The sequence below is a fragment of the Herbinix hemicellulosilytica genome (genome assembly GCF_002904165.1).
In the GTDB taxonomy this organism is placed as follows: domain Bacteria; phylum Bacillota; class Clostridia; order Lachnospirales; family Lachnospiraceae; genus Mobilitalea; species Mobilitalea hemicellulosilytica.
In genome coordinates this window covers 49,868-63,807 of sequence record NZ_CVTD020000016.1, presented here as the reverse complement: position 1 = coordinate 63,807, position 13,940 = coordinate 49,868, and the positions used below count along the sequence as shown (strand labels likewise).

Annotated in this window: 13 protein-coding genes; 8 read left to right on the top strand and 5 right to left on the bottom strand. The window is 36.3% G+C overall.

Annotated features, from left to right (window positions below; all coding sequences use genetic code 11):
* Positions 1-2 precede the first annotated feature (2 nt).
* Positions 3-1,154 carry a multiple monosaccharide ABC transporter permease gene (gene mmsB, locus HHT355_RS07420; protein ID WP_103202806.1) on the top strand — a complete coding sequence of 384 codons (1,152 nt, stop codon included), beginning with the start codon at positions 3-5 and terminating at the stop codon, positions 1,152-1,154.
* Positions 1,155-1,277: 123 nt separating this feature from the next.
* Positions 1,278-2,285: an aspartate--ammonia ligase gene (gene asnA, locus HHT355_RS07415; protein ID WP_103202805.1), complete on the top strand. Its 1,008-nt coding sequence runs from the start codon at positions 1,278-1,280 to the stop codon at positions 2,283-2,285.
* Between the two features lie 278 nt (positions 2,286-2,563).
* On the opposite strand, the gene HHT355_RS07410 is transcribed toward asnA, so the two are convergent.
* The 4 genes from HHT355_RS07410 to HHT355_RS07395 form a co-directional block, all read right to left on the bottom strand.
* Complete coding sequence (locus HHT355_RS07410; RefSeq protein WP_103202908.1) at positions 2,564-3,412, bottom strand: aldo/keto reductase; 849 nt, start codon at positions 3,410-3,412, stop codon at positions 2,564-2,566.
* Positions 3,413-3,527: 115 nt separating this feature from the next.
* Positions 3,528-4,367: an HAD family hydrolase gene (locus HHT355_RS07405; RefSeq protein ID WP_103202804.1), complete on the bottom strand. Its 840-nt coding sequence runs from the start codon at positions 4,365-4,367 to the stop codon at positions 3,528-3,530.
* Positions 4,360-4,956 (bottom strand): GNAT family N-acetyltransferase, encoded by a 597-nt coding sequence (locus HHT355_RS07400; RefSeq protein WP_158245923.1) that lies wholly within the window; start codon positions 4,954-4,956, stop codon positions 4,360-4,362. The genes HHT355_RS07405 and HHT355_RS07400 overlap by 8 nt, the downstream gene beginning before the upstream one ends.
* 123 nt (positions 4,957-5,079) lie before the next feature.
* Positions 5,080-5,646, bottom strand: coding sequence for a manganese efflux pump MntP (locus HHT355_RS07395; protein WP_103202802.1), 567 nt, complete (start codon positions 5,644-5,646; stop codon positions 5,080-5,082).
* A 427-nt stretch (positions 5,647-6,073) separates the two neighbouring features.
* Here HHT355_RS07395 and HHT355_RS07390 point away from each other — a divergent pair, with 427 nt between their 5' ends.
* The 5 genes from HHT355_RS07390 (at position 6,074) to HHT355_RS07370 (ending at position 11,271) form a co-directional block, all read left to right on the top strand.
* Complete coding sequence (locus tag HHT355_RS07390) at positions 6,074-6,952, top strand: DegV family protein (RefSeq protein ID WP_103202801.1); 879 nt, start codon at positions 6,074-6,076, stop codon at positions 6,950-6,952.
* A gap of 182 nt (positions 6,953-7,134) precedes the next feature.
* Complete coding sequence (locus HHT355_RS07385; protein WP_103202800.1) at positions 7,135-7,893, top strand: TrmH family RNA methyltransferase; 759 nt, start codon at positions 7,135-7,137, stop codon at positions 7,891-7,893.
* 126 nt (positions 7,894-8,019) lie between these two features.
* Complete coding sequence (locus HHT355_RS07380) at positions 8,020-9,297, top strand: MFS transporter (RefSeq protein WP_103202799.1); 1,278 nt, start codon at positions 8,020-8,022, stop codon at positions 9,295-9,297.
* A gap of 127 nt (positions 9,298-9,424) precedes the next feature.
* The gene (locus tag HHT355_RS07375; RefSeq protein ID WP_103202798.1) at positions 9,425-10,246 is read left to right on the top strand and encodes a glycerophosphodiester phosphodiesterase family protein; all 822 of its coding nucleotides are present in this window, start codon (positions 9,425-9,427) and stop codon (positions 10,244-10,246) included.
* A gap of 68 nt (positions 10,247-10,314) precedes the next feature.
* Positions 10,315-11,271 carry an alpha/beta hydrolase gene (locus HHT355_RS07370; RefSeq protein WP_103202797.1) on the top strand — a complete coding sequence of 319 codons (957 nt, stop codon included), beginning with the start codon at positions 10,315-10,317 and terminating at the stop codon, positions 11,269-11,271.
* Between the two features lie 340 nt (positions 11,272-11,611).
* Here HHT355_RS07370 and HHT355_RS07365 read toward each other — a convergent pair whose 3' ends face one another.
* Entirely contained in the window at positions 11,612-12,811 is a 1,200-nt protein-coding gene (locus HHT355_RS07365; protein ID WP_103202796.1) for an argininosuccinate synthase, read from the bottom strand.
* A gap of 475 nt (positions 12,812-13,286) precedes the next feature.
* Between HHT355_RS07365 and HHT355_RS07360 the strand changes: the two genes are divergently transcribed.
* Entirely contained in the window at positions 13,287-13,919 is a 633-nt protein-coding gene (locus HHT355_RS07360; protein ID WP_103202795.1) for a Maf family protein, read from the top strand.
* Positions 13,920-13,940 lie beyond the last annotated feature (21 nt).

Sequence of the window (13,940 nt, the reverse complement as noted above, 5' to 3'; positions counted from 1 at the left end):
CAATGGATAAAGTAAAGGAAGTATTAAAAAAGAATACAATGCTTGTAGCACTTATCATAGTTACTGTCATATTTTCCATAGGTACGGGAGGAAAACTGCTTTATCCCAGAAACGTTGCCATATTAATAGGGCAAAACAGCTATGTGGTAATACTGGCGGTCGGTATGCTTATGTGTATCCTGACCGGAGGAAATATCGACCTTTCGGTAGGTTCTATAGTTGCACTGATAGGGGCTATAGCAGGTACATTGATTGTAAATATGAATGTAAATATATGGGTTAGCATTATTGTATGCCTGCTTATCGGTATTTTGATCGGAGTATGGCAGGGCTTTTGGATAGCATATATAAGAATACCTGCATTCATAGTTACTTTGGCAGGTATGTTAATCTGGCGCGGTGTTGCCTTAATCGTACTTAACGGACTTACCATTAATCCGTTTCCTGAAAATTACCTGAAACTGTTTAACAGCAATATACCAGATATATTCTCAGGTTCGATAAATATTACTGCTTTGCTGATCGGAGCTATATCCTGTATTATTTACATAGCTTTGCAGGTAATTAAAAGAATAAATGCAATCAAAAAAGGATATGAACCGGAAAAAGTATCAATGCTTGCGGCTAAATCTATCGTATTTTCCGTAGTTATAATGGTATTGGCATATACTCTGGCAAAACATGAAGGGGTACCTACAATTTTAATCATACTTCTCGCGGTTGTCCTGATTTATTCTTACTTTACAAATAAAACCGTACCGGGCCGCTATATATATGCCATGGGCGGAAACGAAAAGGCCGCCAAGCTTTCGGGTATAAATACCAATAAGGTGCTGTTCTTTACATATGTAAATATGGCATTCTTAAGTGCTGTAGCTGCTTTGGTATGCGTGGCAAGGTTCAATTCAGCAGCTCCGACTGCAGGACAAAACTATGAGATGGATGCCATCGGGTCTTGCTTTATCGGTGGAGCTTCCGCATACGGCGGTATAGGTAAAGTATCCGGTGTAGTAATCGGTGCGATATTTATGGGCGTGCTTAATAACGGTATGTCCATTATGGGTGTAGATACAAATATTCAGAAAGTCGTTAAAGGTTTAGTTCTTTTGGCTGCGGTAGCCTTTGACGTAATATCCAAATCAAGAAAGAAATAATTGGTGTCAGGCACTGTAAACAAAATGTGAACAATCTGAATAGATTGTTCACATTTTGTTTACAGTGCCTGACACTTATGATATAATATCCCACATATATTTTATATGTTCGGGAGGTAGCTGATGAAATTTTTTATCCCTGAAGGTTACAAGCCGCATTTAGATATAAAAGAAACGGAAATAGCCATAAAAGAAATCAAGGACTATTTTGAAAGAGAGCTGGCAAAAGAGTTGAATTTGACCAGGGTTTCGGCGCCCCTGTTTGTAAGAGCGAATTCCGGTTTGAACGATAACCTTAACGGAGTGGAAAGACCGGTTGCATTTGATATAAAGGAGCAAAATGAAGCCATGGTGGAAATAGTACAGTCCCTGGCAAAATGGAAACGGCTGGCCTTAAAAAGATACGGTTTTGAACCGGGAGAAGGCCTTTATACCGATATGAACGCCATCCGCAGAGATGAGGAAACGGACAATATTCATTCAATCTTTGTAGACCAGTGGGACTGGGAAAAGATTATCAATAAAAATGACAGAAATGAAGAAACATTGAAACAAACCGTCAGGCTCGTTTATAATGCCCTTAAAAATACCGAAAAATATATAGCGGGTAAATATGATTATACAAAGGAAATTCTTCCGGATGAAATATATTTTATAAAATCACAGGAGTTGGAGGATAGGTATCCCAACCTAACCCCAAAAGAAAGGGAATATAAAATAGCCAAAGAAAAAGGTGCGGTATTTATTATGCAGATCGGGGGAAATTTAGCCTCCGGAAAACCTCATGACGGCAGATCCCCGGATTATGATGACTGGAAGCTTAACGGAGATATTATTGTATATTATCCTGTATTGGATATTGCTTTGGAGTTGTCCTCTATGGGCATCCGGGTGGATGAAGAAACCTTAATGGAGCAGCTTAAAGAACGAAACTGTCTGGAAAGAGCCGAACTTCCTTTTCACAAGGCTCTTCTTAACGGTGAACTTCCTTACACTATAGGCGGCGGCATAGGCCAATCAAGAATATGTATGTTCTACTTAAGAAAGGCCCATATAGGAGAAGTGCAGTCATCCGTATGGCCGGATGAGGTCACAGAAGAGGCGCAAAAGAGAGGAATTCCTTTATTATAATAAATTATAAAAATGTAAAAAGGATATAAAGTGTTAAGTATAAATATTTAATGGGGCAGGTTTATTAATTTATCATGGTAAGTTATTTTTCATTTGTTTATATAAAGATAATTTTTACAGGGTTTTTTAACAAGTTATTATAAAACAAGTTTTATATAAAAATAAAAGATGGTTACTTAAAACCATCTTTTATTTTATACCTATTTCTATTATTTATAATATTCGCAAATAAAATAATTTAAATTTGATTAATCCAACCATTAAAGTATATATAACAATCAGAACGGGGCGGTGTCCGGATGGGACCCGGTTCTTCCGAGTTCTTCAAGAACTTTCATGGCTTCGATATCTTCATCGGATAATTTAAAATCGAATATATCGGCATTTTCCAGGATTCTTTCTTTCGAGGATGCCTTGGGAAGAGGTACAAAGCCTTGCTGTATGCTCCAGCGCAGCAATACCTGGGCTACAGATTTATTGTATTTCTTTGCAATTTCGACCAAAACAGGATGGTCGAAATCTCCTCTGATTAATGGACTGTATGCTTCTACAATCATTCTGCGGTCCTTGCAGTATGTGACCAGTTCTCTTTGTACAAATCTCGGATGAAGCTCAAGCTGATTTACCATGGGAGCAATATTTGCAGTATCAAGTAAAGCATCCAGATGGTGTTCCATAAAGTTGCTTACACCGATTGCTTTGATTTTACCTGCTTTATAAAGCTCCTCAAATGCTTTCCATGTACCTTCATTGGCCTCTTTCCAGGTTTCACGAACAGGAAGCGGTCTGGGCCAATGTATAAGATAAAGGTCAAGATATTCAATACCCAAATTTTCCATTGTCTGTTCAAATTCTTTTAATGTGTTTTCATAGCCATGACTAGCGTTGCTTAATTTTGATGTGACAAAAATCTCGCTTCTTGACAAGCCGCATGTACGTATAGCTTTACCTACAGACTTTTCGTTTTGATACATAAAGGCAGTGTCTATATGCCTGTAACCGCAATCAATTGCTGTCTTTATTAAATCAACCGTAGAATCTGCATCAGGCAGTTTCCATGTTCCGAAACCTACGCAGGGAATTTTGACACCGTTTATTAATACAAGACAGTCTTGGATGCTGTTCAGATCATTCATATTAATCCTCCTTTTAAGCACATAGGTTTATAGAGTATTTATACTATATCATTTTTAACATAGGGATTGTAAATGGACAATATTATATTGTTTTGGCATTTCTGTCTTAAAAATTTTCTTTTAGCCACATTGCAACTCCGTCTTCGGAATTTTTTCCGATTACGGCATCGGCTCTTTGCTTTAATTCTTCAATAGCGTTATCTACAGCATAGAATTTATCGCAGGCTTCAAAGAGGGATAAATCATTTTGATTGTCTCCAAACCCTATGACGTAATCTGCAGATAGGTATTTTCTAAGATATTGCACGGCATGGTATTTTGAAGCCTTATTTGAGAATATTTCAAGATACCACATATCTTTTTCATAATTATCTTTATAAAAAACACTGTTTATATTCGGAAGATTTTCAACCAAACGGTATATGGGTTCTAATTTTTCTTTATAATCCATAAGGACAAAATAAATAATAGGCTCGTCCTTAATTTCTGCAAACTTATTGACCTTTGTGAAGGGTTTTTTATATCTTTTTACTCTAATTTCATAAAAATCCCTAAGGGCTTTATTGCTTAATTCTTCATAATAGGTAGAAAGTTTTTCGTTCTTAACAGCATACATAAATCCTTTAAGATTATTTTCTTCGATAAGAGATATCAATATACGTATATTTTCCTTACTTAATGTTTCTACATTTATATATTTCTGATTCACGGGATCATAGATACATACCCCGTTCATCAATATCACAGGAAGGGTAAGTTTTAGATCTTTGAGTATATATTTGACTGAGGCAATACTTCTGGCTGTGGCTACGGTAAAAAGCATTCCTTTATCAATAAGGCTGTTAATTATATTTAAGCTCCTGTCGGATATTTTGGCGTTATTGTTAAGCAGTGTACCGTCCAAATCGGATACATAAAGCGTCTTAGGTGTTAATTTGCTAATCATTGTTTGTATTATATTCCTCCTGTAGCAAACCAAATATATAGTAATCGGTCATTACATTTAGTATTACCCCGTTACGAATTAAACCTTCCTGTTTGAAACCGAGTTTTTGTGCTATTTTTGCGGAGGCTTGGTTTTCTTTAAAACAGCGGATCTGAAGCCTCTTTAGTTTTAAAGTTTCAAAAGCAAATTTTACGATTGCAAGCCCTGCTTCGGTAGCATATCCGTGGCCCCAATATTTCTTATTCAGCCTGTAACCCATATCGGCCTGAAGATCAAGCAAAAAATCATATAGGACTATTTCGCCGATAACTTTTCGGTTTTCTTTAAGTTCTATCAGCCAGGTCAGTTCTCTGCCGGCTTTATATTCTTTCATCGTTTCATAATAATGGGCATCCAACCTGACAACTTTTTCAGGCTTTTTGTCAGGCTCTCTTTTTTCGTCATACAGGCCCCAGAACCGGTATACATCGTAATCATTGATAAATTCTAAGCAATCTCTGCCGTCGCTGTCACTTAATGTAATCTGGCGCAGCAGCAAACGCTCTGTTTCAATTGACGGCAGGGCAGGAAAGTATTTGGAAAAGTCCAATTTTATTCTCCTTTCGAAGATAAGCGTTAATTTAAGTCTATTATCTTACAAAAGGATAAAAATATCAATCAATTTAAAAAGTTTTGTCTTATATTATAACATAAACCTACAAATATAATTTCCCTACATATGTTCTGCAAATATTTTTACTCCTATTAATATAAGCAAAATACCGCCGCCTAGTTTTGCTCTGATACCTAACAGCAGACCGAATTTGCGTCCTATAACTACCCCAACTGCGCAGCAAATAAAGGTAACAACTCCGATTATGAGGGAAGTAGTAGAGATATTGGCACTAATGGCAGCCAGACTGACACCAACCGCCAATGCATCAATACTGGTAGCTACCCCTTGTAAAAGCAAGTTTCCGACTGCAAAGATGTTTTTTGTACTGCATACATTTTCGGGATGTTTATATTCCTTTATGGCATCAACGACCATGTTAATCCCTATGGCACTAAGCAAAAATAAAGCAATATAATGTTGATATTTTGATATTATTTCTGTAAAGGTACTGCTAAGGGTATACCCAAGTAACGGCATAACCGCCTGAAAAGAGCCAAAAGTAAGAGCTGTGGACAAAACATTTTTTTGATTAATCTGACTGCTGCACATCCCGTTGGTAATAGAAACAGCAAATGCATCCGCAGCTAAGCAAAAGCCTAGCAATATCTGGGTTATCAAATCCATGCAGGTATCCTCTCCGTTTTTATATGTTATATAATATTACTTACTTGCAGATTTAATATTTAATTTATCTGCTTGTTTCCCTTCGCATAAATAAAACTCATGCATGGTTATTGAGCCATACATGAGTCTCGTTTTTTAAGGTAAGCCAGATTTGCACAGTGGCAAATCATGATGTTGACTTACACACATACCATAGGTATGCAAACTACTCCCTCATAAGGTTATTTTATTGTCAGGATTATAACATATCGGTTAAAAACTGTGCAAGTACTAATATCATTTTTATGATAATTTTAGAATTTATTAATATATTAGAATATAAGAACTCATTTATGATTACATCATAGGTTTTTATGTAAATTACTTGCTATAATAGTATTTATCGTATAAAATTATCTATAAAGTTATCGTAAAAAGGGGATTGGTTATGAGAGATTATGTTATAGTAAGTGACGCAACTTTAGATTTACCCTATTCCATAATAGAAGAATATGGGATTATGGTAATACCTATGGGAGTCGATATAGACAATGTGGCATATAATTTTCATCCCGATGAAAAAGAACTTAAGATTGATGAATTTTATGAAAAGTTAAAGGCGGGAGCAGATACCCATACAACTCAGATTACTCCGATTGTATTTACGGAGTATTTTAAAAATATTTTAGATGAAGGGCTTGACCTGATCTATATAGGTTTTTCGTCGGGTTTAAGCAGTACATACAATGCTTCGCAACTGGTAATGGAGGAACTTATAAAGGAATATCCGGACAGAAAAATTTACTGTATTGATTCAAAGTGTGCTTCCATAGGAGAAGGGTTGCTGGTATATCATGCCGCGCTTCAAAAAAGAAACGGACTTACGATTGACGAACTTAAAGAATGGGTTGAAAACCATAAATATAATTCCAGGCATTGGTTTACGGTTAAAGACCTGTTTTATCTAAAAAAAGGCGGAAGAGTTACGTCAGTTGAGGCGGTAGTAGGTACGGCATTCCGCATAAGGCCTGTTTTAAGTACCGATGAAAACGGGAAGCTGGTTGTTGTATCAAAAATCAGGGGATCAAAAGCAGAAACCGAATTTTTGATAAACAGAATGATTAAGGAAGGCGAAGATCTTAAATCCCAAACAGTCATTGTAGGCCATTCAGATAATCTTGAACAGGCTAAAAAGCTTGCGGAAGAAATAAGAAGCATGAACGTCGTAAAAGACGTAATAATATCCCAGATCGGCCCGGTAATAGGAACTCATACGGGTCCTGGTATGCTGGCTTTGGTATTTATGGGCAAAAAATGCGATTTATAGGGTTAAATAAAGCAGGTTAAAATAATTAAGGTGGCACAGTCCAAAAAATCATAAAACCTTTGGTTTCCTGTCAGGATATAAGTTTCGGGGTACTGAAGGAATATACGGACTGTGCTATATTAAATAATAAGTTTCGGATAAGGAATTAGTTTAATAATAAAAATTAATATCGGAGTTATGCTATGGAACATAAAAAAGAAGGTAAAAATAGTTCTGATAAAGTTCAAATTAAACCATACAAAAAAGACGCAGAATATTCTTATACCTTGGGAGCATTCCCAACCTATGAACTTATTTTAAGTAAACCCGAAAAGGTACGGCAAGTAGTGGCCCACTCCAGCTATACGGATATGGACGGGCTTATGGACCTTTGCAAAAAGCATAATATACCCGTGGAAATCAATGACAAGCTTATAAGTAAATTAAGCGACAAGGAGAATTGTTATGTGGCAGGAATATTTGATAAGTATTCCTGCAGGCTGTCACAGGACAAGTCCCATATAGTTCTGGTAAATCCAAGCAATATGGGTAATTTAGGTACTATCTTAAGAACAATTGCGGGCTTTGGCATTTATGACTTAGCTATAATTCTTCCCGGAGCCGATATTTTTAATCCAAAGTGTGTCAGGGCATCTATGGGAGCTTTATTTAAGGTTAATTTTCAATTTTTTGAATCTTTTGATGAATATCGAAGGCAGTATAAAGATCATGACGTATTTACTTTTATGCTTAACGGTGAAAGAACGCTTGATATAGCCGATTGCTCCAAATCGGAGCTTTTTTCTTTGGTTTTTGGCAACGAAGCTACGGGACTTGACGATTCGTTCCTTAACGCAGGCACAAGCGTTAAAATTCCGCAGACTGAAGATGTGGATTCACTAAATCTTACAATAGCTGTCGGAATCGGAGTATATGTTTTTAACGCCAAGAATTTAAGGTAGTATACTTAGGATTTAATAGTAGTTGTCGTATGATATTATTTAAAAAGGGATGTCGGGTAATTTGATTTACCTGTATCTATAATGCCGCAAAGGCTTAACAGGAGAAGGAATGAATGGAGGGTTATGATGAAACTGAATTACAAAAGGACATTTTTTGTGGGGTTTGCGTTTTTATCAATCTGTGCATTTTGGGAGCTTTATGACGGCATAATCCCTAAGATGCTGGAAGGCACATTCGGTCTAGGAGAGACGGTTGTGGGTGCTATTATGGCTATAGACAATGTGCTTGCTTTATTTTTGCTTCCGCTTTTGGGGGCCTTGTCGGATAAGGTTAATACCCGATTAGGCAGGAGAATGCCGTTTATTGCCGGAGGAACTTTTGCCGCATCCTTATTTATAATTATACTGCCTATAGCGGAACATTTAAGAAACTTTACGTTGTTTATAATAGCTTTAGGTTTTACCTTGCTTGCCATGGCATCCTATCGTTCACCCGCGGTAGCCCTTATGCCGGATGTTACCCCAAAACCTTTAAGAAGCAAGGCAAATTCTATTATTAATCTTATGGGAACCTTGGGCGGGGCATATGCCCTTGTTATGACCCTGCTTTTGTATAAGGATGACGGGTCCATAAATCTTCCCGTATTTTTAAGCGTTGTTGCAATAATGATTTTATCGGTAATTTTTCTACTACTAACAATAAACGAGAATAAGTTAAGAGAACAGGTAGCAAAAGAGGAGAATGAAGCAAATATAATAGGGGAAGATGAAAAACCGGCGATTAACGATGTAGCTGATGCAAAGATGCCTGCGGATGTAAGGCGCAGTTTTATATTCATTATGACATCGATTTTTCTTTGGTTTTTTGCCTATAATGCTGTAAAAACCGCATTTTCAAGATATGCGGACAAGGTTTGGGGATATTCGGGCGGATCATATACATTGCCTTTGATGGTGGCTATGGTAGCGGCTTTAATAAGCTATCTGCCCATAGGTATAATTTCAAGTAAAATAGGAAGGAAAAAGACAATTATAGGCGGTATAATACTTATGACCTTTTCCTATATATGCGGGCTAATGTTTAAAGAAGCTTCACCTCTAATAAACGTTGTATTTGCATGTACCGGTATAGGATGGGCAGCCATCAATGTCAATTCCTATCCTATGGTGGTTGAAATGTGCAAGAGTGCTGATACCGGCAGATATACCGGATATTATTATACTTTTTCAATGTCTGCCCAGATAATAACCCCTATTGTATCCGGTTTTCTTTTGGAGAAGATCGGTTATTATACCCTGTTTCCTTATGCCGTAGTATTCTCCCTGGCATCTCTTTGTACTATGCTATTTGTTAAGCACGGAGATTCAAAACCGCCGAAAGGTTTAACAGAAGATATTGAATAGGAAAATGGGAGTATGGCAATAAAAAGATATTGCATTTTTAAATGCAGTAATTATAATTGTAGGTTGCTTGTATTATTAAAATTTAATACATAACGTTATTAATTTTAACATCTAAGGAGAAACCGATATGTTACAGGGTTTTTTGATTTTTGCTGCCGTACTGATACTGCTTTATCTTCTTGCAATTATGCCAAAGCTTAAGAAAAATCCTGAGCTTAAGAAATTTGACGGGTGGCTTTATGCCCACCGGGGTTATCACAATAATAAGTCCAAGGCTCCTGAAAATTCACTGCCTGCATTTAAGCTGGCTGTAGAAAACGGTTACGGAATTGAACTTGATGTTCAGCTTACAAAAGATAATGTTCCGGTGGTATTTCATGACTATGATTTAAAGCGGGCCTGTGGCGTTGATAAGAAGGTAGCAGAACTGACTTACAAAGAGCTAAAGAATTATAAACTGTTTAAATCCAAGGAAACTATACCGACTTTCAGGGAAGTCCTTGACTGCATAGACGGAAAGGTGCCGGTAATTGTTGAATTAAAAATTCCCTGGGAACCCGGTGAAACCTGCAGGGCGGTAGCTAAAGAACTGGCAAATTATAAAGGTTTGTACTGTATAGAATCTTTTAATCCTTTTGGACTTATATGGTATAAGAAGCATTATCCTCATGTAGTCAGAGGCCAGTTGTCTACCGATTTTATTAAGGATAAGATAGAAGGCAGCAAAATGCAGTTTTTTATCTTAAAGCATCTGCTTTTTAATTTCCTTACAAAACCGGATTTTATTGCTTATCATCATATTTATAAAAAGGACCTTTCTTTTTCAATATGCAGAAAGCTGTATAAAGTAAAAACGGTTGCATGGACTATAAAATCGCAGCAGGAGCTGGATGAAAATAAAGATTATTTTGATTTAATTATTTTTGATAAGTTTAAACCGGAAGGCTGATCATAGAAAGGTATAATCTGTTTATTATTGGATATCCTAATGGTATCTATAATATACGGAGATGGGTCATGATAAAATTTTTGCTTTTATGGTTTGGTACGAATATATGGTGGCTTTCCGATATGATTATTAGGCCCAAAAGGTTACCCAGTGACAGGGTATATCGTATGGAGTTAAAATCCGGCAAATTTGATGAGGAATTATACAAGAAAACAAAAAAGGAAAGATTTAAGATTTTTTCAGATTACGGATATTACCTGTCCTGCGAACTTTTAGACGGCAGAGAGTACAAAAAAGACCGCATAAAATCTAAGGATTCCGCTTTAGAAAACGTAAGCGATACCGGGCATCAAAACAGTAAGATACCGATTGCAATTCTGTGTCACGGTTTTTGCCAAAGCAAATACAGATCCTTGATTTATGCGGAAATTTTTTTGAAAATGGGTTTTATAGTAATAATCTATGACCACAGAAATCATGGTTTAAGCGGAAAAGCTTATACCACTATGGGTTACTATGAAAAATTTGACCTAAAGAAACTGGTTGATTGGTGTTATGACACTTACGGGCCCGGTTGTCAGATAGTAACCCACGGAGAATCAATGGGGGCTGCTACCGTTTTACTTCACCTGGGTATAGATAACAGAGTAGTTTGCGCTATTGCCGATTCTGCTTATTCAGATTTGAAAGAGCTACTAATACACCAATTCAAACATTATTATCATATGCCTAAATTTCTGATTCCTTTGGAAAGCTTTGTGACATATTTAAGGGCCGGTTTTCGGTTTGAAGACGTTTCACCGATTTTTGCAGTGAGCAAAGTTGACACACCGATTTTATTTATTCACGGTAAGAAGGACAATTATGTCCCGGCAGAAATGTCAAGAAAAATGTATGCAAGCAAAAAGAAAAACAAGGCCTTATATTTGGTTGCCCATGCCGGACATACCAAGTCCAGTGTTATTAACAGGGATGAATATGCCAAGAAGGTTGAAAATTTTGTAAGAAAATATATAAGCATATGATTAATATAATAAAAGAAACTACAATTTATTTGGAAAACTGTTTACCTTATTAACGTAAATAGAAGAATTAAGTTGATTTAGAAAAAAAGATTTGAAAACTTATTTAATATTGGATTGTTAAATTTTAAATTAACTAAAAATAAGAACTAAATAATCGTATTCAATAACAGGGTGTATTCTACTGCTTTAGTATAGAATACACCCTGTTTTATGTAATAATTACGACGTTATAAAATTATTCATTTTTCCTCTTAGGAAAAATTCTTTGCCAATTTGCAAATACATTTTCGATATGCCGGAACGGATATGTAAACCGAAGTCAAAGTTGCAGGCGAATTGTTTATAACCCATACTTTAATGCACGAACTTTCATAGGTAAACCAAATAAGTTTATAAATCCTTCCGCATCCTTATGGTCATATAAATCTCCCGTAGTGAAGGATGCTATATTTTCATCATATAAAGAATAAGGAGAAGTTGTTCCCTGCTTGATAATGTTTCCTTTATACAGCATCAGTTTGACTTCGCCGGAAACATATTCCTGGGTAACATCCACAAAAGCCTGATAAGCCTTTCTTAAAGGAGTAAACCATTTGCCTTCATATACTAAAGAAGCAAAGCGGTTTGCGATTTCTTTCTTTACGGACAGGGTATCCCGGTCCAGTATCAGCTCTTCCAGTTGAGTATGGGCTTCCATAAGTATGGTTCCACCGGGTGTTTCATAAACTCCTCTGGATTTCATACCTACAACGCGGTTTTCTACTATATCCACAATACCTATTCCGTGTTTTCCGCCAAGCACATTAAGCTCCTTAATAATTTCGGTAGGAGTCATAGATTTGCCGTTTAACGAGGCAGGAATGCCTTTTTCAAAGGTCAGGCTTATAGTTTCACCCTGATCCGGAGCTTTTTGGGGCGGAACGCTAAGAACTAATAGGTTATCATAGTCCGGAGCTATTGAAGGATCTTCCAATTCTAAGCCTTCGTGGCTTAAGTGCCAGATATTGCGGTCACGGGAATAACTGTTTTTAGCCGAGAACGGCAGGGTAATGCCGTGGTCGGCGCAGTATTTTATTTCTTCTTCCCGTGACTTAAGATTCCACATTCTCCATGGAGCAATTATTTTTAAGTCGGGAGCCAGGGCTTTGATTGTAAGTTCAAATCTTACCTGATCGTTTCCTTTGCCGGTTGCACCGTGACATATTGCGGTCGCTCCCTCTTTTCTTGCGATTTCAACAAGCCTTTTAGCTATAACCGGTCTTGCCATCGAAGTACCAAGAAGGTATTTGTTCTCGTATACGGCACCTGCCTTTACACAGGGAATAATATAATCATTTACGAACTCATCCACGGCATTCTCAATGTACAATTTGGAGGCCCCGGACAATTTTGCCCTTTCTTCAAGGCCGTCGAGCTCACTTTCCTGGCCGACATCTACACAGACACATATTACCTCATAATCAAAATTTTCTTTCAACCAGGGGATGATGGCAGTAGTATCCAGGCCGCCTGAATAAGCAAGAACTATTTTTTCTTTCATAAAAACCCTCCGTTTTGTTTTATAATTAAGATTGGTGTTATATATCCGATAGTGTTTCATAAACACATAAGCCAGGCTTTAAATGCAAAGGTCCCAAATAAGAAGTATCAAATTTGAATTAATATATTTAATCAGATAAAATTTTATATGTTTAAATATACAATACTATTTATAAAAATGCAATATTTTTCTTTCAAAAATTTATAAAAATACAAAATTGACATTTATCAAATTATTCTTATAAATAATATTAATATTTTGAAGAAATTATTTATCGGAAATGTTATATAATACAATTAGCAGCTTGTACTTGTCTTATTTTTGTTCTTATTGTAGGTCAATCGGAACATGATAAACCGGAAAATATGAAGTAACTACTGAACTTAACTAATAGCCGGCAGAAATTCTCAACCGACAAAATATTAAGCAATATTTAGTCCAAAAAATAAAAATACAAATGAAAGGGTAGAAGAAAATGTATCGTATTATTTTAGCTTCAGGATCACCGAGAAGAAAAGAGATAATGAATCAGATGGGAATTGGTTTTGAAACCGTTCCTTCTTATGTAAATGAAGATATTAAGGAATCGGATCCTTCTAAACTGGTGGAGGCTTTGGCTTCTGTAAAGGCTAAAGAAGTAGCAGGCCGTTTCGCTGACGAAAGGGAAAATTTAATTATTATCGGAGCAGATACCGTAGTTTATCATAAGGGGCAGGTTTTAGGTAAACCTAAAGACAGAGATGATGCAATAAGAATGTTAAACGGCCTTTCCGGTGATATTCACGACGTATATACCGGTGTGGCTATTATTATAAGAAGAAATAAGAGTGATAATGCAGACATAAATGGAGAAGAAAGTATAGTATTTAATGTGAGAACCCGGGTGTCGGTTAAGCTCTTGTCAAAAGAAGAAATAGAAGATTATGTAGATTCGGGAGAGCCTTATGACAAGGCCGGGGCTTATGCAATCCAGGGGGAATTCGGAATTTATATAAAAGAAATCCAAGGCGATTATTATAATGTGGTAGGTTTTCCTATCGCAAGGATATACGAAGAATTATTGAAAAAAGGTATAAATATAAAAAAGATAAAAAAAGGTATTGCATAAAATTTAATATATATGTATAAT

What these genes read in the sequence shown, in the direction of transcription:
- HHT355_RS07395 (WP_103202802.1), bottom strand. Translation starts at nt 5,646, where the DNA reads ATGGATTTGATAACCCAGATATTGCTAGGCTTTTGCTTAGCTGCGGAT.
- HHT355_RS07370 (WP_103202797.1), top strand. Translation starts at nt 10,315, where the DNA reads ATGATAAAATTTTTGCTTTTATGGTTTGGTACGAATATATGGTGGCTT.
- HHT355_RS07405 (WP_103202804.1), bottom strand. Translation starts at nt 4,367, where the DNA reads ATGATTAGCAAATTAACACCTAAGACGCTTTATGTATCCGATTTGGAC.
- HHT355_RS07360 (WP_103202795.1), top strand. Translation starts at nt 13,287, where the DNA reads ATGTATCGTATTATTTTAGCTTCAGGATCACCGAGAAGAAAAGAGATA.
- HHT355_RS07365 (WP_103202796.1), bottom strand. Translation starts at nt 12,811, where the DNA reads ATGAAAGAAAAAATAGTTCTTGCTTATTCAGGCGGCCTGGATACTACT.
- HHT355_RS07390 (WP_103202801.1), top strand. Translation starts at nt 6,074, where the DNA reads ATGAGAGATTATGTTATAGTAAGTGACGCAACTTTAGATTTACCCTAT.
- HHT355_RS07380 (WP_103202799.1), top strand. Translation starts at nt 8,020, where the DNA reads ATGAAACTGAATTACAAAAGGACATTTTTTGTGGGGTTTGCGTTTTTA.
- mmsB (WP_103202806.1), top strand. Translation starts at nt 3, where the DNA reads ATGGATAAAGTAAAGGAAGTATTAAAAAAGAATACAATGCTTGTAGCA.
- HHT355_RS07375 (WP_103202798.1), top strand. Translation starts at nt 9,425, where the DNA reads ATGTTACAGGGTTTTTTGATTTTTGCTGCCGTACTGATACTGCTTTAT.
- asnA (WP_103202805.1), top strand. Translation starts at nt 1,278, where the DNA reads ATGAAATTTTTTATCCCTGAAGGTTACAAGCCGCATTTAGATATAAAA.
- HHT355_RS07385 (WP_103202800.1), top strand. Translation starts at nt 7,135, where the DNA reads ATGGAACATAAAAAAGAAGGTAAAAATAGTTCTGATAAAGTTCAAATT.